This is a genomic window from Streptomyces scabiei 87.22 (assembly GCF_000091305.1).
Lineage (GTDB): Bacteria > Actinomycetota > Actinomycetes > Streptomycetales > Streptomycetaceae > Streptomyces > Streptomyces scabiei.
Window position 1 is genome coordinate 502,962 of record NC_013929.1, and the last position, 23,076, is coordinate 526,037.

The window sequence follows — 23,076 nt, forward strand, 5'->3', positions numbered from 1 at the left end:
CACCCGGCTCCCGCAGGCGAGGGGCCGGACACCCGGGTCGCGCTCAGCCGTCGTTGCGCGCACCCGTCGCGAGCAGCCCGTTGACCACCAGGCGCGACAGCCACTCCGCCGTGGCCGTCAGCTGCTCCGGGGAGGCGGGGTCCTCCCTGCCCAGTCGCCGCGCCAAGGGTCCGTCGAGCATGCCCGAGACGGGAGGGACGACGGCGAAGAACAGGACGTCCATCGGGATGGGCGCCATGCGCCCGGCGGCGATGAGCCGCTCGATGCTGGGGACCATCAGCTGGAGCGTCTGGGAGATGTAGTGCTCGTAGAGGTAGTCCAGCCGCTCCGTGTCCCGCGAGAACTCTCCGACGAGGACCCGCCCGACCAGCGGCGTGTCCACCGCTCTGAGGTAGAAGCCGGCGATGATCAGGCGCAGTTGCTCGGCATCGTCGAGTGAGGGGTCGATGTCCGCCAGCGACGCCATCCTGCCGCCCAGCGCGTGGTCGACCACCGCACGCCAGAAGGCCGCCTTGGACCCGTACCGGTCGTTGATGAAGTTGTGGCTGACGCCGAGACGGCGGGCCAGTTCCCGCGCGGAACCGCCTTCGTAGCCCAGCTCGGCGAAGGCTTCCAGCCCGCGCGTCAGGATGCTGTCCTCGTCGGGCACGGCACGGGAGTCCGCGCTCGGGCGGCCCGGCCGCCGGGCGGGTTCTGTACGGGCTCCCATCGATTGCCTCCTCACCGATCGCCCCGGGGTCCGCGGGACACACCCACAGCTTAGGGCGTGTTGCGAAAGTCCCGCCTGCCTCGCGACGCCATGCACGCACTCTCGCCGCACCGGGCGAAAGCCCAAGTACATCCAGTACGAGGGCTTCCGCCCGGCACGCCGAGAGCACGCACCTGACGCCGCGAGGCCCGCCCTTCGGGCGAACGACGGGACTTTCGCAACACGCCCTAGATGAATGAGTCCAAGGGGTGTCGTTGCGGTCAGTGATCGTAGGCGGTGAGTGACCGTTTGATCGGCTGTCCGGTCTTGTCGTTGTGCCAGATCGCCGCTGTGAGCGCGAGGATCCGGCACAGGACGCGGGCCGCCACCCCTGCCGGGCTCTTGCCGCCGTGTCGTTCCAGGTCGAGCTGGGCCTTGAGGGTCTGGTTGATCGACTCGATGACCTGCCGCAGCGGCTTGAACAGGTGTGCCCCGGCCCGTTCGGCCTCTCCCTTGCGGGCCGGCCGCAGCAACTCAAGGTGACGCTCGGCCAGGTCGTGCTCGAACTCGCGGCCGTAGTAGTTCTTGTCCCCGATGATCGTCTGGCCGGGGCGGGCCGCTGTGACATCGGGCGCGGTGTCGAGCATGTCGCGCAGTGTCTCGCGCTCGTCGGCCTTCGCACCGGTGAGGGCGAACAGGACCGGCAGCCCGCCAAGCGTGCATACCAGATGCAGCCGCAGTCCCCAGAAGTACCGTGAGTGCGACGCGCAGTAGCCGTACTGGGCCCAGCCCGCCAGGTCCGAGCGTTTGGCCGTCTCGCGGGAGCATCCGCAGCCGACCGGGGTGGAGTCGACCAGCCACACGTCATCGCTCCACAGCGAGGTGTCCCGGGCGAGGATCCGGATCATGCTGGTGAGCAGCGAGGAAGCGGCGCGCAGCCGCTTGCTGTAGCCGGACTGCTGGGGCACGTAAGGGAAGAGGCGACCGAAGTCCTTCCCCACACGGCGCAGCCAGCGCCGCTCGGAGGTGTAACCGAGCAGCGCCGACATGACCGCGAGGGTGACCAGTTCGGCGTCACTGAGCGTGGGCGCGATCCCGACGACGGGCCGGTACGGGGCCAGCCACGGCGAAGCCTTCAACTCGTCGTCGATTCGGGCATAGAGTGCCGTTGCGAGGGTGTCCAGGTCTGTCTTCACACACTGACATTGGACGCCCTCGTCCTATGTTCGCAGGCCAACCCTTGGACTCATTCATCTAGGGGGCGCGACCCCAGCCGGCTTGACAGGTGTCAGACATGAGGCAGTCCGACGTACGCGCCTCAGGAGGACTGCGCGGTCCGGTACAGGTTCTGCGCGTCGGTGCCGAAGTACGGCCCGTACATCCGGTTGGGCAGGAAGTTGTACTTGAAGCTGTTCACCGAGGACTGCAGGCCGGTGCCCGTGGCCTCGTCGAACTGGGTGAACCAGGGGCCGCCACTGGCGCCGCCGGTCTGGTTGCAGTTCATGCCGTGGTCGTCGGAGAGCAGGAAGTCACGGTTGGTGTTTCCGCTGCAGTAGACGAACTTCTCCCCGTCGTACGGGGCGGCGGCGGGGAACCCGAAGGCGTACATCGCCCTGTTGTAACCGGTGTTGAAGGCCAGCCCCTGGCCGCCGACGACATCCGTCAGCAGCTTCCCGTCCAGCGGGGCCACGACGGCCGCGCCGATGTCGTAGTTGATGTCCTCGCTCGCGGTCCACTGCGGCGTGGACAGTGTCTTCGTCGCACTCCACCTGCCGTACGGTGCCTGTCCGTCGTGGTAGCCGGGCACGAAGACCCAGTTGGTGTGCCAGGCGCCCTCCAGTTTCACGCAGTGTCCGGCGGTGAGGACGGTGCTCTTGTTGGCGCTGGTGACGGCATTGCCGGAACACGAGGCCGTTCGCCCCTGGTAGGTGAAGAACACCCGCCCGGCCGTGGACACCACGGCTCCGCCGCCGGTCCAGGCTCCGCCCCCGTTGGGGAAGGCAAGCGCTCCGGCCGCGCTCGCCGTGCCCGGGAGCGTGGGGGCGACGGTACGCTCCGCGCCCCTGGCGAGAGAGGACGCCTTCAGCCGACCTGGTTCCATGACCGGCAGCTCCAACGGGGCGGCCTGCCGCATCCGTTCGGCGGTCCAGAACGCGGCGGGGTCCGCCGGGGCCGCCACCGCGGGCGTGGCGGACACGGCGGTGCCGATCGTCGCGGCGGCGGTGAGCAGGGCGGCGAGGACGGGTCGGGAGGTGCGGAGGGAGCGGGACGAGCGGCGTATGTCTCTCACGCGTACTCCTTGTGCGGTGGGGGGACGAGGACGGATGCGCGCACCGCAGAGTGCCAGCCCGGCCGGACATTGGACAGGTACACGTCACGATGGGCGCAAAATCTACCCCCGGAGGCGGCCCGCCGATCACCGCCGGGGCTGCCCCGGTGAACCGGCGGCGCTACAAGTGATCTCCAGGAGAGCCGCGCTCTCCTGGAGATCACCCGTCGCGCCGGTCGCCCGGCTCAGTCCTCAGTCCTTGCCCGTGAGCCTCCAGATCTGGTTCTTCTTGGTGGTCAGAGCGCCGGCCCCGTCGCACGGCCACTGGTGGACGAGGGCACCGGGTGCGGTGGAGATGGTGCTGACGTCGACGCACTTCCCGCTGTGCACGGCGACGAGCTGGTAGTCGTGGCTGTTGCCGAGCGCGGTCACCGGCGCCAGCCGGAAGCGTTGGTTGGTGTCGCCGTGGCAGGTCCACTGCTGGACGGCGGCCCCGTCGGCCGTCGAGTAGGCGGAGACGTCCAGGCACTTGCCGCTGGAGTGGTTGACGACCGTGTAGGTGTCGGTCGTGCCGGAGACCCGGCGGAAGTCGAAGAGCTGTTCCTGGCCGCTCCCGCAGGTGTTCTGCCGGTACTGGGTGCCGTTGGCGCTCGACCTGGCGGGATCCTCCAGGCAGAGCCCGCTGTGCTGGGCCACGGCCGTGGAGGAGAAGGCGGCCGGGGCGCCGATGTGCAGGCTCGCCGGGGCGAAGGAGACCTGGTCCAGGTGGGGCGCCGAACTGGAGCGCAGGGGCTGTCCGATGTCGCTGCCGCCGCCCGAGTAGACCTTGCCGACGGTCGTGCCGTCCCAGTCGTAGAGCTGTGAGGAGGTGAACTTGACCTTGTTGGCGCCCTTCTTGAGGGTCACGTGGGCCGTGTAGTCGGCGAACTGGTTCCAGTGCAGGGTGCCGGCGAAGTCGACGCGGGTGGCGTCGCCGCCGTTGACGCCGACGTCGGCGTGCTCGGCGTACAGGTCGGGGTTGTAGTGGTTGGAGGGCAGTTCCTCGGCGTTGGCGTAGCGCATGGTCATGGCGTAGGTGCCGGCCGAGGGCGCGTCGACGTCGAGGGTGAGGGAGTTGGCGGTGCCGTTGCCGATGCCGGTGACCACTCCGCCGGTGGCCTGGTCGTAGCTGTTGGAGACCTCGGCGGTGCCGGTGAGGGTGCCCGCCTCGGCCTGGTAGGTGACGACGTTGCCGGTGGTGACGGCGGAGGTGGTACTGAACGGGGTGACGGCCAGGTCGTCCAGGGCGAGGGTGCCGCCGGTGCCGGTCACCTTGATCTTGTTGATGCCGGCCTTCAGGAAGAACCGGTTGGTGGAGGTGGACCAGGCGGCGGTGGTCGCGCCGGACAGGACCTGGTCGTCGGCCGCCCTGCCGTTGACGGTGAGGTCGGCCTGGCCGGTGTTGCGGAAGCGGGCCGTCAGATCCGCGTAGCCGTCCCGCGCCGCGTAGACCCAGAACGTCGCCGACCTGCCGGAGGTGAGGTTCACCGCGCCCGCGCCGGACTGGCCCTGGGAGGTGTAGGTGGTACTGCCGCTGTCGGAGAGAGCGGCCTGCTCCGCCTCGTAGAGGGTGGTGGCCTGGACACCGGTGTCCCGGTACCTCAGGTCGATCTTGTCGATGATGGCGTCGCCGACGGTCGCCGCGCCGTTGTCACCGGTGGTGGCCAGGGTGAGGGTGTGGGTGCCCGCGGTGAGGTTCACGGTGGTGTCGCTGTGCCCCCAGACGACCCACTGGAAGCCCACCGGTATGTCGATCCTCTTCGACGCGCCGCCGTCGACCCGCAGGTACACGTTCGTCGGGCCCTTGACGTCGGCGTCCTTGGCGTAGCTGTTGCCGAACACGGACAGGTCGTAGTCGCCGGTCGTGGGTACGGTGACGGGGAAGGAGATCACCGTGGTCGAGCCGGTGCGCAGGCCGCCCACGTCCTTGGTTCCGGAGGTGGCGAACTTGTCGAGCCTGCTGGGGGTGCCTTCGGTGTTGATGTTGTAGCCGCTGCCGCTGAGGGTGGCGTTCTCGGCCTCGTACGAGCGCGTCCAGGTGCTGTCGGAGGCGGTGGCGGACCCGTTGCCGCCCGGGGAGACGATCACCTGGTACGCGGACATCGCGTCGAGGTCGAGGGGGACCGTGATCGAACCGTCGGAGCCGACGGCCACGTCGGCGTCCGAGAGCCGGGTCGGGGTGGCCGCCGCGCCGATGTAACCGCTGTAGCGGTCCTGGAAGACGCTGACGTGCACGGTGGAGCCGAAGACGGCGGGGTCGATGTTCTTGATGACCGTGTCGGAGGCACCGCTGGTGCCGCCCCCGGCGAGGATGACGCGGGCCTGCTTCTTGGCGGTGTCCAGGCTCGCCAGGCCTTGCAGGGTGTAGGCGGCGTCGGCCCCGCTGCTGGTGACCTTGACGGTGTTGCCGCCCTTCATGGAGCTGTACCAGTGGTACAGCCACCACTGGGCGTTGGGAATGTTCTGACCGGCGGCGGAGTCGCCGAGGTTGCCGTTGATGTTCCAGTACGGCAGGTTGCCGTCGATCTTCTTGTCCTCCAGGGCCGCGATCCACTGCACCATCTGGCCGGGGTCGGTCAGGTGGTAGCGGAAGGCGTACTCGTTGAGGTTGATCGGCAGGTGCGAGGGGAGGCCGACCGCGGTCTCGGCCGCACGGTAGTTGTCGACGGTGCTGCTCACCTCCGCCGGGCTGCCGAGGGTGTGCCAGGTCGCGATGTCCGGCAGGCAGTTGTTGGCCTTGCAGTAGGTGAGGAAGCCCTTGAGCGAGGACTCGGTGTAGCTGGAGGTGTTGGGGCCCGCGATCCGCGCCTCGGGCCAGAGGCCCTTGATGAAGGTGTAGGTCTGGCGCCACTCGGCATTGAAGTCGGCCAGGGCCGTCGCCTGCGTGCGCATGCCCGGGTACCACATGCCGTCGGGCTCGTTGTAGGGCACGAGGACGACACGGTCCTTGTAGGGAGTGGCCAGCACCTGGTCGATCTGCTTCTTCATGGCCGTCCGGTAGGCGGCGTAGCTGGTCCGTTCGTAGCTGAACGTGCGGTACACGTCCGTCATGTAGATGTAGATGTCCTTGCCGCCGCTGTCGACGAACGGCTCGGCGATCTCCAGGGCGTCCGAACCCGGGTGCTGCTGTCCGTCCTGGTACTTGGTGTTGGTGGTCCGCACCCCCATTCCCTCGATGAGGTTGCCGGTCGGTACGTCCGGCCCGTACAGGCCGTACAGCACCCCGGAGGCACCGCCGTGGAAGGCCCCGGTGGAGGTGCCCAGGTCGACGGTGAGGGTGGGGGTGGCGGCGGAGGCCGGCGCCGCGATCGCGGTGGTGAGGCCGGCCATCACGGTCAGCGGGAGCAGCGTCCTGGTGATGCCGTGGAGAAGGCGTCTCGAGGCCGAGCGTCTCTGCCCGAGTCTTCGCATGTGCTCACGTTCCTTCAGGGATGGGCTGGTTGCTGCGCCGGCCCCCGTGCCGGACGTGCGGGTGGTTTCTCGCTCGCGGGTCAGACGACGGGTTCGCCGGTCCCGGCCTGCTCGCGCAGGTGGTGGTCGCGGGCGAGGAGGAGGTAGCTGCTCGCGGTCCAGGTGTAGGCGCGGTCGCGCAGGCCGGTGCCGGTGAGGGCGTCGAAGTTCTCGGCGAAGCCGTGGGCCTCGCACAGGGCACGGAAGCGGGCGCTGATGTCGTCCGCGAGCCGCTGGTGGCCCGCGCGACGCAGGCCGTCCTCGACGAGCACGGTGGCGGGGGCCCAGATCGGGCCGCGCCAGTAGCCGTCGGCGAGGTAGTGCGGGGAGGTGGGCAGCTCGGTGGCGAGGCCGTACGGGGTGAGGTGGGCCTTGATGTGGTCGGCGAGGGTGCCGGCGACCTCGGCGGGCAGGTGCTCGCCGAGCGCGATGGGCATGAGGTCGAGGAGGCCGGCGCTGCTCCAGGTGTCCCCGGTGCCGGCCGAGCGGGCGACGAACCTGTCCCCGGTCCAGAGCTGGTCGAGCAGTGCCGTCTGCATCTCCTCGGCCGTCCGCGTCCAGCGCGCCGCCTCGTCCGTCTCGCCCAGTTCCTCCGCCAGTGAGGCGAGTTCGTGGAGCTGCAGGGTGAGGAAGGCGGCGAGGTCGGCGGTGACGACCACCCGCTCGGGGTCGAAGGTGGTGGCGTTGTCCCAGCCGCTGTCGTTGCCGTGCTGGTAGTACGGCAGGTCGGCGCCGGGGGCGCGCCGGGCGGTGAGCCAGAAGCCGGTCCAGCGCTCCAGGCGTTCGTAGACCTCCGTCAGTTCGGTGCGGTCCGGCGGGCTGGGCAGGGTGCGGCGCAGACGGCCGTAGGCCCAGCCGTGGATGGGCGGCTTGACGAAGTTGTAGAGGACCTCGGAGTGGGTGACCGAGTCGGGCAGGGCGCCGCTCGCGTCCTGGTGGTCGAAGGGGAGGTGGAACTGGTCGCGGGCCAGTTCCGGTGAACCCCCGGCCAGGGCAAGGGCGTTGAAGCAGTGGTCCCAGCTCCAGACCTTGTCCATCCAGTGCTTGGACATCAGCACGCCCGGCCGGGTGACCAGGCCCTTCGCGGCCACGGTCGCCGACCAGACGACGTAGGCGGCGAGTTCGGCGGCCGGGGTGGCGGCGGAACGCCAGGGGGCCACGGCGTCGACGAAGTCCGCGAAGGCTGCGCGCGCGGAGGCCACCACGGCGTCGAAGGGCGCCGAGGGCGCGTACGGCGGGCGGGCGGCGTCGAGTTCCTCGATCGCGATCTCCCAGTGGCCGTCCGCCGCCGCGGTTACGGTGACACCGCGTTCGGCACTGCCCAGGGCCTGGGTTCCGGCCGTGCCGGCGAGGGCGCCGGACAGGAGGGTGACGCGGTAGCGGCGGCCGGTCTCGTAGGAGGTGAACACGTGCGCGTCCGCCGCCGGGTCGTGGAAGAAGTACGTGCCGCTGAACGGGGTCAGGGTCCGCGCGGCGGCGAGCACACCGAGGCCCGGGCCGCTGCCCCGGAGCCGTACGGTGTCCGGTGTCTCGTAGGCGAGTTCGACGCGTCCGGAGCCGCCGGTCCAGGTGAGCAGGTCCGGGGTCGCCTCGACGCGGGTCACGGCACGCTCGCCGCTCGCCGCGTCCAGGGGGACCAGGCGCAGGACGCCGTGCATGCCGTTCTGGTGCGAGACGAGGTGGAGGTCCTCGGCGTAGGTCTTCTCCGCCACGACGGGGGAGATGTCGAACCAGGATCCGTACGCGCTGAAGGGGATGTCGTGGACGGAGAAGGCGGGGCCGGATCGGGCGGCGGTCATGTGGCGTGACTCGTTTCTGGGGCAGGGGGTACCGGCCGGCCGGCACGGGAGAGCGCCGGTCGTCGGGGCGGGTCGGGGGGCTCAGTCCTTGACGGCGCCGGTGGTGACACCGGCCGCCACGTAGCGCTGGGCCAGGACGAGGATGACCGCGGCGGGCAGGGACGCCACGACGGCGGTGGCCATGATGGCGTTCCACTCCTGGTTGTTGTTGCCGATGTAGTGGTAGATGCCGAGGGTGATGGGTTCGTGGGTGCCGCCGTTGACCAGGGTGTTGGCGAACACGAAGTCGGACCAGGACCACAGGAAGGCGAACAGCGATACCGTGACGACGGCGTTGCGGCTCATCGGCAGGACGATCGACCAGAAGGTCCGCAGGGGCCTGGCTCCGTCCATCTGTGCGGCCTGGAGCAGTTCGCCGGGGATGCCGGACATGAACGCGGTGAAGATGAGCACCGCGAAGGGGACGGCCAGGGTGGAGTCGGCGACGATCAGGCCCGGGACGGACTGGAGCAGGCCGAGCTGCAGGTAGATGGCGTAGAAGCCCATCGCCATGATGATGCCGGGGATCATCTGGGCGGCCAGCAGGGCGAAGCTCAGCAGGCCGCCGCCGCGGGGGCGGAGCTTGGCGAGCGCGTAGCCGGCGGGCGCGGCCAGGGCGACGGTCAGCACGACGGTGCCGAGGGCGACCACCAGGCTGGTGCCGAGGTAGGGCAGTTGCTCGGCGAGCACGGTGCGGTAGCCGGACAGGGTGCCGTGGGCCGGGAACAGGTCCGGCGGGCTCTTGCGCATGTCCTGGTCCCGGGTGAGGGACACGTTGACCATCCAGTACACCGGGAACAGCATGACCCCGGTCAGCAGCAGGCCGACGGCCGTCTTCCACCAGGAGCGGGAGGCACTTCGGTTCATGACGGCGCCTGCTTTCGCTGGACTCGGACGTGGACGAGGCCGAACACCAGGGCGGCGACCACGAGCAGGTTGCCGACGGCCGCGCCGGGGCCGAAGGCGGGCAGGAGGTTGCCGAAGCCGAGCTGGTAGGACCAGGTGGCGAAGGTGGTGGAGGAGTCCGCCGGGCCTCCCTTGGTCATGATCCAGATGATGTCGAAGACCTTGAGGGTGTAGACGAGGCCCAGCAGCAGGGTGATGGCGGAGACCGGGCGCAGCAGGGGGAAGGTGATGCGCCAGAAGCGCTGCCAGGCGTTCGCCCCGTCGAGGGCCGCGGCCTCGTACAGCGAGCCGGGCACGGACTGGAGTCCGCTGTAGAGCACCACCAGGTTGAAGGGGACGCCGATCCAGATGTTCGCGATGATCACCGAGGTCAGCGACCAGTCGGGGGAGGTCAGCCAGTTCACCGGGCCGACGCCGACTGCGTGCAGGGCCGCGTTGACGATGCCGGAGTCGCTGTTGAACATCCACGACCAGGTGGAGGCGGACACGATCAGCGGCAGCAGCCAGGGCACCAGGAACAGCGCCCGCAGGGTGGCGGAGAGCCGGAAGTGCTGGTGGAAGAAGACCGCGAGGGCCAGGCCGATGGCGTACTGGAAGACCAGGCACACGGCGGTGAAGACGACGGTGTGGAGCAGGGCGGGCGCGAAGGTCGGATCGTCGAAGACCTTCTGGTAGTTGGCCAGGCCGGTGAAGGGCGCGTCGCCCTGGACGAAGGAGCGGACGGTGTAGTCGCGCAGGCTGAGGTCGAGGTTGCGGTAGAGCGGGTAGGCGTAGAACAGGAGGAGGTAGCAGGTCACCGGGGCGAGAAAGGCCCAGGCGGTCCACTGCGGGGAGGTCGGACGGCGCCGGGGCCGCGCGGAGGGCCGGGCCGGGGCGGCGGTGGCCGCCCCGCTCCGGTCGTGCGCGGACCGGCGGTCCGGGACCTGTTTCGTGTCGTTCATCGACGGACCGCGCATCCCTGGTTACTTGACGGCCGACTGGGCCTTGGCCAGTGCGTCCTTCGGCGACTCGGCGCCGCTGAGCGCGGACTGGACGGCCTTCCACAACTGCTCGGAGATCTTGGGGTACTTGGTGCCCAGGTCGTCGCTGGTACGCCCCTTGGCCGCCTTGACCGCCTCGACCCAGGGCTTCAGTGCGGCGTTGGCGGCCACCTGCTTGTCCTGGACCTCGGCGGTGGGCGCGACGTAGGACAGGGTGGTGTCGGTGTCGTACAGGTTGTCGGTGCTGGTGAGGCAGGTGACGAGCTTCTGGGAGGTGGCGTAGCGGCCGGTGTCCTTCTGGACGGGGACGGTGACGAACTCGCCGCCGGTCGGGGCGGCCGCGTTGCCGCCCGTGGTGGCCGGGACGGGTATCACCCCGTAGTCGAACCCGGCCTTCTCGGCGTTCGCGAGCTGCCAGGTGCCGTTCTCGCTGAACGCGTAGTCGCCGGTGGCGAACTCCTGCCAGCTGGTGGTCTGGGTGTTGTTGAGGACCGAGTTGGGGGCGTAGCCCTTGTCGAGCCAGCCCTTCCACAGGGACAGCGCGGAGACGCTCTGCGGAGAGTCGAGCGCGGTGAGCTGTGCGCCGGCTCCCCAGAACCACGGCAGGAACTGGAAGCTGCCCTCCTCCGTGCCGATCGCGGAGAAGGTGATCCCCTTCTTGCCGGCCTTCTTGACCTTCGCCAGCGCCGCCGTCAGCGACTTCCAGTCCTTGACCGAGGCGATGTCCACACCGGCCTTCTTCAGCACCTCCTTGTTGTAGTAGAGGGCGAGGGTGTTGGCGCCGATCGGGGTGCCGTAGGTCTTGCCGCCGGACTGGCCGGCCGCGAGCAGGTTGGGATCCGCCTTGGAGGTGTCCAGCTTGTTGTCCTCGGTCGTGGTGAGCACGCCCGCCTCGGCCAGGGTCGACACGACCGGGTTGTCGACGATGAGGACGTCCGGGGAGTTGCCCTGCTGGGCCGCCAGCAGCGTCTTGTTGGCCAGGTCGCTGGTGTCGAAGCCGGTGCGCTTGATCTTCACGCCCGCGTCGGTGCCGCACTTGTCCAGCAGCTTCGTCCAGGCCGAACCCTTGGCGAACTGCGGGTACGGGTCCCAGACGGTGTAGGTGCCGCTGTCCGCGTCCTTGGCGCCGGTGCTGCCCGAGCCGGAGGAGCAGGCGGTGGCGCCGACGGTCACGGCCAGGGCCGTGAGGGCAGCGGCGGTCAGACGGCGCTGTCTGGGGGTGCTGTGCATGTCGGAATCCTTAGTTTTTGGCACGGTTGTGCCGTGAGAGGGAGGGTGACGGGGGGAGAGCCGGACACTCCGAGGGCGTCGGTGAGGGATCGGGTGGCCGGTGCGCCGGGACGCGGAGGCTCCGGCGATGGGGGTGTGGCCGGGTCGCCGCCGGGCGGAGGGGGCGGCGGGCCCGGGTGGGGTCGGGATCGGGAGGGTGGGGGCTCGAAGTGGAGTGCGGGGTCCCCGGGAACCGGTCCTCGGGCGGGGTCAGGAGGCGCCGAGGGCGGGGCCGGTGCTGGCGCGCAGGGAGATCGGTGGGACCAGGAGGTGGTGCCGGGCGGGGGCTCCGGGGCTGTCCAGCCGCTCGACGAGGAGGTCGACGGCGAGCCGGCCCATCTCGGCCGCCGGCACGTCCGCGGCGGTGAGCTGCGGTGTCACCGTCTCCGCCCAGCGGCCGGCGACGATCCCGGTGACGGAGAAGTCACGCGGCACATGGCGGCCCGCCTGGGCCAGCCCCCGGTAGAGCCCGCCCAGCGCCGCCTCGTTCAGGGTGACGAGACCGGTGGTCGCCGGGTCGTCGTGCAGGATCCGCTCCAGGCACGCCTGCCCCGAGGCCGCGTCGTCCCCGCAGGTGTAGGACCGCACGGTCAGTCCGCGTTCGGCGGCGGCCTTGGTGAAGCCGTCCAGCCCGCGGTGCGCGGACTCGTAGCCCGCCCGCAGCAGTTGTTCCGGCCGGTTGACGAAGGCGACCCTGCGATGGCCGAGGTCCGCCAGATGGTGGACGCACGCCTCCGCCAGCGCGGTGTGGTCCAGGCCCACCCACCAGCTGCCCTCCGGCCGGGCCGTCCGGCCGATGGCGACGGAGGGGAAGTCCAGCTCGGCCAGGTGGTCGACCCGGTCGTCCGCCAGTCTGATCTCCATCAGGATCGCGCCGTCGACGCGTCGCTCCCCCAGCAGCCGCTGGAAGGAACGGTCACTGTCCACGCCGCTGGGCGACAGCAGCACGTCGTAGTCGTAGGCGGCGGCCGCCTCCACCACGCTGCCGATGAAGTCCAGTTGCATGCCCGTGTAGTGGTTCCCGGCCGGCGGGAAGACCAGCCCGATCGTGCTGGTCCGTCCGTTGGCCAGGGCCCGGGCGCTGGCGTTGGGGCGGTAGCCCAGTTCGTCGATGACCTGCTGGATCTTCCGGCGGGTGTCGTCGGACACGGGGCGTTTGCCGCTCAGGGCGTAGGACACGGTGCTCCGCGAGACACCGGCCCGCCGGGCGATCTCACCGATGTTCACGGAGAACTCCTTGCTCGAACCGGTTCGACGCTCCCGCCGGGCGGTGCGTCCGAGCCGCGTACGTAGTCGGGTGAGGAGGATGCGACGTCCGGTCGTCGAACCGGTTCGCGTGAAGTGAAGGTAGGAACAAGCCGGGCGGCTGTCAACACCTGAATCGGGATTTCCCGACACAGACCAGCAATCCCCCCGACACACACGCCGTCACCGATCCGGCTGCGTCCGATGTATTGCTGTGGGAAATCCGCGGTGCTAGCTTCCCTGCGAACCGGTTCGATGAAGTGATCCTTCCGGCCGACCCGGGCTCCGTGCCCGCAGCCCTTGCGGTGCGGGCGCCACCACGGCCGCCCGGGCCGACCGCCCCGGCTCCGGTGTGCGCGCGATCGAACCGATTCCGCGCCGCGCCTCCCCGAACCCGCCTCACCGGACACGGCCCACGACGGGCGGTCGAGGCGGGCGCGGCCGGGACCCCGTTACTCAAAGGATTGAGGACGCACTCCATGCCATCCGCTGACAGATCAGCCCGGCGCCGGGCCCCGGCCGCCGTCGCCCTGGCCCTCGGCGCGGGCGCGCTGGTCGCGCCGGCCGTGCCCGCCCAGGCGGCCGACACGCCCAGGCCCACGGCCCACTACACCTTCGACGAGGACGACCTCGCGTCCGGGAAGATCACGGACAGCTCCGGCAACGGACTCACGGCGAGCCTGGTCAACGCCGCCACCGCGAAGGCGGTCGAGGGCGCGGGCGGCGGCAGGGCGCTCTCCCTGCCCGGCGGGGCACCCACCTCCGACGGGGCGTACGTCCGGCTGCCCCGCGCGGTGCTCGGCGACGCCACCGACCTGACGGTGTCCGCACGCGTGAAGTGGGGCGGCGACAAGTCGTCCTGGCAGCGGATCTTCGACCTGGGCACCGACACGACCAAATACCTCTTCACCACCCCGTCGAACAACGGCGGGCTGCTGCGCACCGCCGTGACGGCCGGCGGAGGCGGCGCGGAGGCCCAGGTCTCCGGATACGCGGCGCTGCCCGCCGACGCCTGGCGCACGGTCACCGTCACCCTCGACACCGCCGCCGGACGCGTCACCACCTACCTCGACGGCGTGGCGGTCTCCTCCGCCGCGACGAACGTCAAGGCCAGGGAACTGCTGGACGGTTCGGCGACCGCGGCGGGCTACATCGGCAAGTCCTTCTACCCGGATCCGCTGCTCAAGGGCGCGATCGACGACTTCACCGTGTGGCACGCGGCGCTCAGCCCCGAGCAGGTGGCCGGTACCGTCGCGGACGTGCCGACACTGCGTGAGCTGTCGAAGACGTCCTTCGAGGTCCGGACGACGACCGGGACCGCCCCCTCCCTCCCCGTCGCCGTCCGCGCCTCCTTCTCCGACGGCTACGACCGCGACACGCCCGTCACCTGGGACGCCGTACCGGCCGGGACGTACGAGCGGCCGGGCACGTTCACCGTGGCGGGCACCGCGGCCGGGCGTGCGGTCAGGGCGACGGTCACCGTGGTCCGCGAGGGGCAGCTCACCGTCGACCTGGGCTCGGACACCGGTGCCTTCCACGGCGGTGCCTCCGGCACCCTCTACGGTGTCTACGGGCCGGACGTCCCCACCAACAACCTCATCGAGGGCATGGGGCTGCGCACGGTCTCCACCAAGGCGCAGGACGGCCCGCAGCACCCGGGCGCCGACGCGCTGGAGGTGGTGAAACCGCTGGCGGACTCCACCGACGGCGACGTGTACATCTACATGACCGACATCCACCGCGGCTTCCCGTACGAATGGCCGGGCGACACCCCCGCCGAGAAGCTCAGGCTCTACGAGCAGAAGATGGCCAAGCAGGTCGACCAGGTGCTCCGGATGCCGAAGCAATACCAGGACAACATCGTCTTCGTGCCGTTCAACGAGCCCGAGGGCAACATGTTCGGCACCGGCCAGTGGAGTTACGACAAGGTCAGCTGGCTCGACGACCCCGACGCCTACTTCGCCGCCTGGGACTCCGCGTACAAGCTGATCAAGGACAGGATGCCGGACGCCCGGATCGCCGGACCCAACACCAGCATCCTGTACGACCAGGTGAAGGGCTTCCTGGCCCACGCGCTGGCCGCCGGCACGCTCCCCGACGTCGTCACCTGGCACGAGCTGAGCCACCCGGAAGCCGTCCGCGACAGCGTGGCCACATACCGGGGCTGGGAGAAGGACCTGTTCAAGGGCACCTCGCGCGCGGGCACCCGACTGCCGATCAACATCAACGAATACGCCTTCAACTACCACACCTCGGTCCCGGGCCAGATGATCCAGTGGGTCTCCGCGATCGAGGAGTCCAAGGTGGACGCCGACATCGCGTACTGGAACATCGACGGCAACCTCTCCGACTCCGCCGTGCAGTCGAACCGGGGCAACGGCCAGTGGTGGCTGCTGAACGCGTACGCCTCGATGACCGGCCACACGGTGAAGGTGAACCCGCCGTCCCCCGGCGAGAACTACACCATGCAGGGTGTCGGCACGCTCGACGAGAAGAAGAAGCAGGCCCGGCTGATCTTCGGCGGCTCCACCGGCAAGGGCCACATCACCTTCGCCGACGTACCCAGGAAGGTCTTCGGCAAGAGCGTGCACGCCTGGGTCCGCGAGATCGAGTGGAGCGGACAGGTCGGCGACAGCTCCGGCCCGAGGCTCCTCACGGAGACGAACCTGGACGTCGGTGCCGACGGCACGGTCTCCGTCGACTTCGGTGACGGGACCCTGCCCCGGCTGAAGGAGTCCTCCGCGTACGAGATCGTCCTCAGCCCCGCCGGGAAGGCGCAGGCCACCCGGACCGCGCCCGTGCGCTGGCAGGACTCCTACGAAGCCGAGGACGCCGCCCACACCGGGTCCGGCTACTCGAAGAACGGCCCCGAGGGCTCACCGCGCGACGTGTCGAAGTTCTACACCTCCGGCGGCTACGACGTCGGCGGTCTGCGCACCGGTTCGGACATGGCGCTCGACTTCACCGTGGACGTGCCCGAGGACGGCACCTACGACCTGAGCGTCTTCGCCAACTCCCTCAACACCTTCGACAAGGTCAAGGAGCAGGGCCCCACCAATGTCTTCCTCCGGGTGGACGGCAAGGCGGACAGCGAGCGGGAGCTGCATCTGCCGCTCGGGTACAAGTGGGTGGTGTGGGACCACACCGACACCACGGTGAAGCTCACCAAGGGCAGGCACACGCTGACGCTGGCCGCGAAGAGCCTCGACGGCAGGAGCGCCACCAAGGGCGACGCCATCGTCGACCGGCTGACCCTGTCCCTGCCCGACGCCTCCGCCCGTACGCAGGTGTACGAGGGTGAACTGGCCTGGCTCGGCGGCCGGGCGCGCACCGCCTACGACCCGCCCCGGCGCGCGGCCACCGGATCGGGCGCCGCCCGGCTCCCCAAGGACGGGACCGCCACGTTCTGGGTCTACTCCCCCGCCGACCGCGAGGCCACCCTCCGGGTCGACACCCTGAAGGGTTCCGGCGCCCGCGTCTCCGTCAACGGCCAGGACGTGCTGCGCCTGGACGAGGGCGGGAACAGCGTCGTGGTCTCCCTCTCCGGTGGCGTCAACAAGGTGACGGTGACCGGGACTTCGCACACCACGATGGTCGACCGTCTCTCGGTCACCCCCACGCAGGGCACGCTGCCGGCCCGCACCTACGAGGGGAAGAGCGCCGAACTGGCCGGCTCGGCCGCCCTCGCCCCGCTCTCCCTGGCCACCGACGGCACCGCGATCACGGGGATCGGCGGGGCCCCGGGCAACGGCAACACGGCCACGTTCACCGTCACCGCGGACGAGGCGGGCACACACGCGCTGCGCATCCGCTACTCCAACCCCGAGCAGTCCCCCGCCACCCACTACAACCCGGACCCGCTCGCGCGCCACGCCGACATCGCCGTCAACGGCGGCGAGTCGAAGCGGGTCACCTTCCCGCACACCTTCCACCAGAACAACTTCTGGGAGCTGACCGTCCCCGTCCAGCTGAAGAAGGGACAGAACACGATCACCTTCCGTTCCGAGGAACTCCCGAACTTCGACGGCACCACCTACGCCTCGGACACCTTCCCCGGCGTACTGCTCCGCTCCCGCTACGCACCGCTGATCGACCGGATCACCGTCGCGCCGTACGCGAAGGCGGTGCGCTGACGTGAGGTGAGGGGCATGTAGCGCGACTGTCCGGGTCCGTCGGCCTGACGGACCCGGACGTTCGCGGTGGAGCCGGTACAGTGGCGGCCGGCGAAAGAAGAGATCCTCCGATGGACTCCCGCACCGCGCGCATCCGCTCCAAACTGGCGAAGATCCCGTATCAGGCGCGACGCAGCCACTCCGCGGGCGCCGAGCGTCACGAGTTCCGCCCGGGTCCGCGCGTCGGTGCCGCCCGGGTCGACACCTTCGAGGCCGAGCACCACATCGTGCTGCCGTGGGCCTACCGGACGTTCCTCGTCGAACTCGGCGTCGGTGCCGGGCCCTTCTACGGTCTGCTTCCGCTGGAGGAGTGCCGGCTGTTCACCATGGACCGGCAGCCGCCGGACGGTAGTCCCCGGGGTTTTCACCACGCGCTCCACCCGGACGCGGCGCGAGGAGACCTGTTCCTGCACATCATCGAGATGGGCTGCACCGATCTGTGCCTCATCGGCGTGACCGGCCCGCTCACCGGCCGTGTGCTCACCGGCAACGCGGACGGCTTCCGGCCGCCCAACGTCTCCTCCGCCCCGGACTTCCTCTCCTGGTACGAACGCTGGCTGGACCATATGCGCGAGGGCAAGGACAACCGGGCGCTCGGACTCACCTCCCCGGCGACCGTCGCCACCGCCCCCTGGGGCCCACGCGCCAGGGGACGGTAGCGGCTGGTCGCCACGGGCGGCGGAGCGGTGATCTCAGCGTGCGTGGGACAGCGCCCACGACAGGGCGTGGTCCGCGATCTCCTCCCAGCCGGGTGAGGCCGGCATGAGGTGGGGCTGTCCCGGATACACCTCGATCTCGGTGACGGTCTTCGACTTGTAGTGCTTGACGTTGGACTGCTGGATCCTGGGCGGCATCAGGTGGTCCAGCTCGCCGGAGAGGAACAGCAGCGGTGCGCGGTCGTCGTTGTGATAGTTCACCCAGATGTCCTGGTGGCCGGGCTGGAGGTTGGCCAGCACGCTGTTCCACAGGATGCGGCCCGAGGCGGGGACCGCGTACCGCTCGTAGAGCGCCCGGGACTCCTCCTCGGAGAAGGTGTTGGTGAAGGCGTAGTGCCACTGCTCATGGGTGAGGCCGACCGCCTTGTGGTGGTTGGCGGGGTTCTTGAGCACGGGGAAGGTCGCCTTCAGCTGGCTGAGGGGAGCCACCCGTACGCCCTCGGTGGGTGCGGAGTTGAGGGCCACTCCGGCCGCGCCGAAGCCGTGGTCGAGGAGGACCTGGGTGAACGCCCCGCCCGCCGAGTGGCCGATCAGGACGGGGGGCTTGTCGAGGCCGCGGATCACGTTCGCCAGGCTCTCGACGATCCGGGGAGCGGTGATCGCCTCGATCGGGGACGGGTCGGCGTTCAGGGACTCGACCTCCGCCTCGAAACCGGGGTAGGCGGGCGCGAGCACCCGGTATCCCTGCTTCTCGTACCGGTCGATCCAGTGCTCCCAGCTGCGGGGCGTGACCCAGAAGCCGTGGATGAGGACGATGGTGTCCGGTGCGTTCATCGGTGTTCCTTCCCGTGCGTCAGCGGGTGGCCCGGTAGGCGGTCGTGATCTGGCGGACGACGACGTCCGGGTGAGACATCATCACGACGTGCGAGGCCCCCTTGACCTCGACGGCCGAGCTGCGGGCGCGCTTGGCCATGAAGCGCTGGGCCGCGGCCGGGATGACCTTGTCGGCGGTGGGGATCACGTACCAGGACGGCAGGGATTTCCACGCCGGTACGCCGCTGGCGGACGCCAGGCCGCCCACGCTTCCCGGGCGCTGGGTGGCCGCCATGAGCCGGGTCACGGACACCGGCAGGTCGGCGGCGAACACACGGTGGAACTTCGCCGGGTCGATGTAGCCGTCGGTGCCGGTGGTGCCGTCGGGCAGCGGGAACGGCCGGGTCACCAGCGCGTCGGGCAGTTCGCTGCCCGGGAACATGCCGGCCAGCTGCAGGGCGCTCTCGCCCTCGTCGGGCGCGAAGGCCCCGACGTACACCAGGGCCTTGACGTGCGCGTGGCCGCGCCCGGCGTTGGTGACGACCTCGCCGCCGTAGGAGTGTCCGACCAGGATGACCGGGCCGGAGATGCTGCCGACGACGCTGGAGACGTAGGCCGAGTCGTCCGCGAGGTCGCGCAGCGGGTTCGCGGGGGCGATGACCGGGAAGCCGGCCTTCAGCAGCCGGGCGATGACGTCGTTCCAGCCGGAGGAGTCGGCGAACACGCCGTGCACCAGCACGACGGTCGGTTTGCTGCCGCTGCCCGAGGGGGCGGCGGCCGCGGCGGGGGCGGCGGTGAGGGTGACCGCCCCCGCGGCGAGCAGGCCGCCGAGGACGCGACGGCGGGGCTGACCTTCGGATGTCAACTGAGGGGTCCTTCCGGATCAGGAGTTGAGGAAGTCCAGCAGGTCTGCGCCGAGTTGTACCTTGTGCGTGTCCGTGATGCCGTGCGGCGCGCCTGGATAGACCTTCAGCGTCGCGTTCTTGATCCGGGCCGCCGACGCCTTGCCGCCCACCTCGAAGGGGACGACCTGGTCGTCGTCGCCGTGGACGACGAGCGTGGGCACGTCGAAGGCGTCGAGGTCGGCGCGGAAGTCGGTGGCCGAGAAGGCCGCGACGCATTCGTAGGCGCCCCGGTGCCCGGCCTGCATGCTCTGCAGCCAGAACGCGTCCCGGATGCCCTGGGAGACGTCCGAGCCGGGCCGGTTGTGTCCGAAGAACGGCCCGTCGGCCAGGTCGTGGTACAGCTGCGAGCGGTCCGCGAGCGACCCGGCACGGATCGCGTCGAACACCTCGACCGGCAGGCCACCGGGGTTGTCGTCGGTCCTGAGCATGAACGGCGGTACGGCGGAGACCAGCACGAGCTGTGCGATCCGGGCGGTGCCGTGCCGGCCGACGTAGCGGGCGACCTCGCCGCCGCCCGTGGAGAAGCCGACGAGCGTCGCGTCGCGCAGGTCGAGGGTGTCGATCAGGGCGGCGAGGTCGTCGGCATACGTGTTCATCTCGTTGCCGTGCCAGGTCTGGGAGGAACGGCCGTGCCCACGGCGGTCGTGGGCGACGACGCGGAAGCCGTTCGAGGCGAGGAACAGTGCCTGCGCCTCCCAGCTGTCGGAGTTCAGCGGCCAGCCGTGGCTGAGCACGACCGGCCGGCCCGTCCCCCAGTCCTTGTAGAAGATCTGCGCTCCGTCGTTCGCGGTCACGTACGGCATGCGTACTCCCGTCTGCAGGATCTGTCCGGTCGCCCCAGCCTCGGCCGGGACGGGCGGTGCGCGAATCCCGTGGAGCGCGTAGTCGTGAGCCGGGTCGGTCGTGAGCCGGTCAGTCGTCGACGGCCTGCTGAAGCTGCCGCCGGGAGGTGACGTCGAGCTTGCGGAAGATCTTCCGCAGGTGGTAGTCGACGGTGCTGGCGCTGATGTACAGCTGCGCGGCGATCTCGGCGTTGGTCGCCCCGCCCCTGGCGAGACGGGCGATCTGGAGCTCCTGCGAGGTCAGCGCGGACGCCGTGCCGGCCGGCCCGCGCCGGGGCCGCGCCCCCGTGGCGGCCAGCTCCTGGGCGGCACGGGCCGCGTACACGGTGGCGCCCATGGCGTCGAACATCGTGACGGCCGTGCCCAGTTGCTCGCCGGCGTCCTTGCGGCGCTTGCGGCGGCGCAGCCACTCGCCGTACAGCAGATGGGCGACGGCGAGGTCGGAGCGGGCTCTGGTGCCCGACAGCAGGGTGATCGCCTCGCGGTACAGCGGCTCGGCGTCGTCGACCGCCGCGAGCAGGGCCCTGGAGCGGGCCAGCAGCCCCAGCGCCCAGGGCGTGCCGGAGGCCGTCGCCCGGGACGCGAGCGTTCCGAGCGCCTGCGTCGCCAGCACCCGGTCGCCGCAGCGTACGGCCGCCTCGACGAGCCGCGGCAGCACCCGGGAATGCACCCCGAGCACGTCCTGCTCGATCAGGGCGTGCGCGACGGCGCGGGCCTGGGCGTAGTCACCGCGGCCGAGGGCCAGCACCACCATGCCGATCCGGGCGATGGACTCGACCGCGCCGGCGCCGAGGTAGGTGCCCGCCTCCATGGAACCGCGCAGCACGGCGTCGAGGCCGTCGTGCTCGCCGTGCCAGGCGAGCAGCTCGGGGTGGCGGTAGATGGCCCACACGTCGTCGTTCGCGCCGATCGCCGAACGGATCCGGTGGCCCTCGGCCAACAGGTCGTCGGCCGCGGCCAGTTCGCCCAGGTTGGTCTCGGACATCGTGCCGCAGTACAGCGCGGTGTCCAGCTGCCACAGGGAACCCGTCCGCCGGGCGGCGTCGGCCGCCCGGCGGATCACGGCGGTGTGGACCTCTTCGTCCCAGAGGATCATCGACAGGGTGACGGCGGGCAGATAGCCGCGCAGCACCTCCTCCTCGGTGGTCGCCGGGTCGAGCACCATGGCGCTGGCCCGCCGCAGGTGGGGCAGGGCGTCCTCGTAGCCGTCGGTGATCAGGGCCGCGAAACCGCGCAGTGCGAGGTCGACGCCCGTCGCGGGGCGCGTGCGCGGCAGCAGCGTGTCCACGGCACGGGCGATCTCGGCCAGTGTGGTGTCCCGTATCAGGTGCTCGCCGGTGATGGCGCGCTCGATCGCCACGAGGAGGGCCTCGCGGGCCAGTTCGGGGGCGCCGTCGAGGAGCAGCAGCGCGGCGCGCACGCAGAGCGCCGGGGCGTGCGCGAACGAGTCCGCGCGGCCCAGGGCGACGCCCGTGTTCGCGCGGACCAGCAGCGCCCTGCCCTGGCCGGCGTCACCGAGCAGTTCCCCGTCGATGGCGTCCAGCAGCGACTCCGCCTGCAGCGGGGCCCCGGCACGCAGCGCCGCCTCGGCGGCCGCCAGCAGGCGCCCCGCCCGTACCTCGCCCGCCGGTGTCAGCTCGGCCGCGCGGGTCAGAAAGGTGGCACGGGCGGCGTAGCCGCCGCGCGCGCCCGCCCGGTCGGCCACGCGTTCCACCTCCGCGGCGACCTCGGCGTCCTCCCCGATCGCGGCCGCGGCCAGGTGCCACGCCCGCCGGTCGATGTCCGCCGGCCGCTCGGTGGCCGCGGCCAGCGCGTGGTGGGCCCGCCTGCGCTCCACGCTGGTGGCGCCGCTGTAGACCGCGGAGCGCACCAGCGGATGACGGAACCGTACGGCCGTGTGCACCGCCACGAGGCGCGCGCTCTCTGCCGGTCCGGAGGCGTCCGTGCCGATGCCGAGCCGGCGGGCCGCGCTCATGAGGTAGCCGAGGTCGCCTCCCGGCTCGGCGGCGGCGAGGAGCAGCCAGGTCCGTGTCGGCTGCGGCAGTTCCCGCACCTTGCCGAGGTAGTACGCCTCCAGTCTGCCGCCGACCGACAGCGGTTCGGACAGGGCGAGGCCCCCGGAGAGCTGGTCGGCGGACAACTCCCGCCCCAGGTCGGTCAGGGCGAGCGGATTGCCGGCCGTGGCGGCCACGATCCTCGCCGCCACCCGGTTGTCGAGCCGGCCGGGGACGATCTCCCGCAGCAGTTCCAGGGCGAAACGGTCCTCCAGCCCCGCGACCTCGGTGGGCGTGAGTCCGGCGGGCACCTCGAACCCCGTGCGCGCGGCGAACAGCAGCCCGACGCCCTCCGCGTGCACGCGCCGCCCGACGAAGGCGAGCACTCCCAGGGACTCCTCGTCGAGCCACTGCGCGTCGTCGACGCAGATCAACAGGGGCCGCCGCTTCGCGGTCTCCGCGAGCAGGGTGAGTGTCGCGAGTCCGACCAGGAAGCGGTCGGCGGGCGGGCCGTCGGTCAGTCCGCACGCCACCCGCAGCGCCTCGCCCTGGGTCTCGGGCAGTGCCCGGACCTCCTTGAGGTCGTCCAGGAACGGCAGGAGTACGCGGTGCAGCGCCGCGAAGGGGAACCCCGACTCCGCCTCCACTCCGGCCACCCGCAGGACCCGCAGGTCGGCGGCCTCCGAGGCCGCGTGGTCCAGCAGGACGGTCTTGCCGATGCCGGCGTCGCCGCACAGCAGGACGACACCGCTCAGCCCCTCCCGTAACTCCCCGACGAACCGGTCGAGAGCTTCCCGTTCCCTGACCCGCCCCTTGAGCACCACACCCACACCTTCCGGAAAGGTCGGGTGACAAGGGCGACGCGGCCCTCCACGCTCCCCCTACGGCCACCCTCCGCCACATGTGCCTATCCTGCGCATCTTCTCCCGCCTCCATGGCGGACTTCCCGAAGTCGCACGGCACGCTCCGCTTGGACGGCACTGCGACACAACTCCGTTGATGCGCAAGGC

The 23,076-nt window shown here is 70.7% G+C and carries 15 protein-coding genes; 2 read left to right on the forward strand and 13 right to left on the reverse strand.

The features are described from left to right. Nucleotides 1-43 precede the first annotated feature (43 nt). The 9 genes from SCAB_RS02065 to SCAB_RS02105 all read right to left on the reverse strand — a co-directional run bounded on the left by SCAB_RS02065 (nt 44) and on the right by SCAB_RS02105 (nt 12,666). A complete protein-coding gene (locus tag SCAB_RS02065) occupies nt 44-709 on the reverse strand; it encodes a TetR/AcrR family transcriptional regulator (protein ID WP_046774238.1) in 666 nt (221 codons plus the stop codon). Nucleotides 710-969: 260 nt separating this feature from the next. Then, a complete protein-coding gene (locus tag SCAB_RS02070; RefSeq protein WP_012998283.1) occupies nt 970-1,884 on the reverse strand; it encodes an IS982 family transposase in 915 nt (304 codons plus the stop codon). A 122-nt stretch (nt 1,885-2,006) separates the two neighbouring features. Further along, nucleotides 2,007-2,978 carry a trypsin-like serine peptidase gene (locus SCAB_RS02075; RefSeq protein WP_012998388.1) on the reverse strand — a complete coding sequence of 324 codons (972 nt, stop codon included), beginning with the start codon at nt 2,976-2,978 and terminating at the stop codon, nt 2,007-2,009. A 231-nt stretch (nt 2,979-3,209) separates the two neighbouring features. Further along, nucleotides 3,210-6,407, reverse strand: a complete 3,198-nt coding sequence (locus SCAB_RS02080; protein WP_012998389.1) for an RICIN domain-containing protein — start codon at nt 6,405-6,407, stop codon at nt 3,210-3,212. 80 nt (nt 6,408-6,487) lie between these two features. Continuing rightward, nucleotides 6,488-8,245 (reverse strand): amylo-alpha-1,6-glucosidase, encoded by a 1,758-nt coding sequence (locus SCAB_RS02085; protein ID WP_012998390.1) that lies wholly within the window; start codon nt 8,243-8,245, stop codon nt 6,488-6,490. An 81-nt stretch (nt 8,246-8,326) separates the two neighbouring features. Then, complete coding sequence (locus SCAB_RS02090; protein ID WP_012998391.1) at nt 8,327-9,151, reverse strand: carbohydrate ABC transporter permease; 825 nt, start codon at nt 9,149-9,151, stop codon at nt 8,327-8,329. Next, nucleotides 9,148-10,131, reverse strand: a complete 984-nt coding sequence (locus SCAB_RS02095; RefSeq protein ID WP_037724857.1) for a carbohydrate ABC transporter permease — start codon at nt 10,129-10,131, stop codon at nt 9,148-9,150. Before SCAB_RS02095 ends, SCAB_RS02090 begins: the two co-directional genes overlap by 4 nt. A 21-nt stretch (nt 10,132-10,152) precedes the next feature. After that, nucleotides 10,153-11,400: a sugar ABC transporter substrate-binding protein gene (locus SCAB_RS02100; RefSeq protein ID WP_012998393.1), complete on the reverse strand. Its 1,248-nt coding sequence runs from the start codon at nt 11,398-11,400 to the stop codon at nt 10,153-10,155. A 249-nt stretch (nt 11,401-11,649) separates the two neighbouring features. Beyond that, on the reverse strand, nt 11,650-12,666 hold the full coding sequence (locus SCAB_RS02105) for a LacI family DNA-binding transcriptional regulator (RefSeq protein WP_037724858.1): 1,017 nt from the start codon (nt 12,664-12,666) through the stop codon (nt 11,650-11,652). A 497-nt stretch (nt 12,667-13,163) separates the two neighbouring features. Here SCAB_RS02105 and SCAB_RS02110 point away from each other — a divergent pair, with 497 nt between their 5' ends. Next, entirely contained in the window at nt 13,164-16,817 is a 3,654-nt protein-coding gene (locus SCAB_RS02110) for a LamG-like jellyroll fold domain-containing protein (RefSeq protein ID WP_012998395.1), read from the forward strand. 110 nt (nt 16,818-16,927) lie between these two features. Next, complete coding sequence (locus tag SCAB_RS02115) at nt 16,928-17,515, forward strand: SMI1/KNR4 family protein (RefSeq protein ID WP_012998396.1); 588 nt, start codon at nt 16,928-16,930, stop codon at nt 17,513-17,515. Between the two features lie 33 nt (nt 17,516-17,548). Here the strand turns inward: SCAB_RS02115 and SCAB_RS02120 are convergent, their stop codons facing one another. The 4 genes from SCAB_RS02120 to SCAB_RS02135 all read right to left on the reverse strand — a co-directional run bounded on the left by SCAB_RS02120 (nt 17,549) and on the right by SCAB_RS02135 (nt 22,890). After that, nucleotides 17,549-18,346, reverse strand: coding sequence for an alpha/beta hydrolase (locus SCAB_RS02120; protein WP_012998397.1), 798 nt, complete (start codon nt 18,344-18,346; stop codon nt 17,549-17,551). Nucleotides 18,347-18,365: 19 nt separating this feature from the next. Next, entirely contained in the window at nt 18,366-19,190 is an 825-nt protein-coding gene (locus SCAB_RS02125) for an alpha/beta fold hydrolase (protein WP_012998398.1), read from the reverse strand. An 18-nt stretch (nt 19,191-19,208) separates the two neighbouring features. Further along, nucleotides 19,209-20,033 (reverse strand): alpha/beta fold hydrolase, encoded by an 825-nt coding sequence (locus SCAB_RS02130; RefSeq protein ID WP_012998399.1) that lies wholly within the window; start codon nt 20,031-20,033, stop codon nt 19,209-19,211. A 109-nt stretch (nt 20,034-20,142) separates the two neighbouring features. Next, nucleotides 20,143-22,890: a helix-turn-helix transcriptional regulator gene (locus SCAB_RS02135; protein WP_046773872.1), complete on the reverse strand. Its 2,748-nt coding sequence runs from the start codon at nt 22,888-22,890 to the stop codon at nt 20,143-20,145. Nucleotides 22,891-23,076: the final 186 nt, after the last annotated feature.

Bases quoted from the DNA above. Each gene is read 5' to 3' on its own strand.
- SCAB_RS02065 (WP_046774238.1), bottom strand. From the start codon at position 709: ATGGGAGCCCGTACAGAACCCGCCCGGCGGCCGGGCCGCCCGAGCGCG.
- SCAB_RS02080 (WP_012998389.1), bottom strand. From the start codon at position 6,407: ATGCGAAGACTCGGGCAGAGACGCTCGGCCTCGAGACGCCTTCTCCAC.
- SCAB_RS02085 (WP_012998390.1), bottom strand. From the start codon at position 8,245: ATGACCGCCGCCCGATCCGGCCCCGCCTTCTCCGTCCACGACATCCCC.
- SCAB_RS02090 (WP_012998391.1), bottom strand. From the start codon at position 9,151: ATGAACCGAAGTGCCTCCCGCTCCTGGTGGAAGACGGCCGTCGGCCTG.
- SCAB_RS02095 (WP_037724857.1), bottom strand. From the start codon at position 10,131: ATGAACGACACGAAACAGGTCCCGGACCGCCGGTCCGCGCACGACCGG.
- SCAB_RS02100 (WP_012998393.1), bottom strand. From the start codon at position 11,400: ATGCACAGCACCCCCAGACAGCGCCGTCTGACCGCCGCTGCCCTCACG.
- SCAB_RS02110 (WP_012998395.1), top strand. From the start codon at position 13,164: ATGCCATCCGCTGACAGATCAGCCCGGCGCCGGGCCCCGGCCGCCGTC.
- SCAB_RS02115 (WP_012998396.1), top strand. From the start codon at position 16,928: ATGGACTCCCGCACCGCGCGCATCCGCTCCAAACTGGCGAAGATCCCG.
- SCAB_RS02120 (WP_012998397.1), bottom strand. From the start codon at position 18,346: ATGAACGCACCGGACACCATCGTCCTCATCCACGGCTTCTGGGTCACG.
- SCAB_RS02130 (WP_012998399.1), bottom strand. From the start codon at position 20,033: ATGCCGTACGTGACCGCGAACGACGGAGCGCAGATCTTCTACAAGGAC.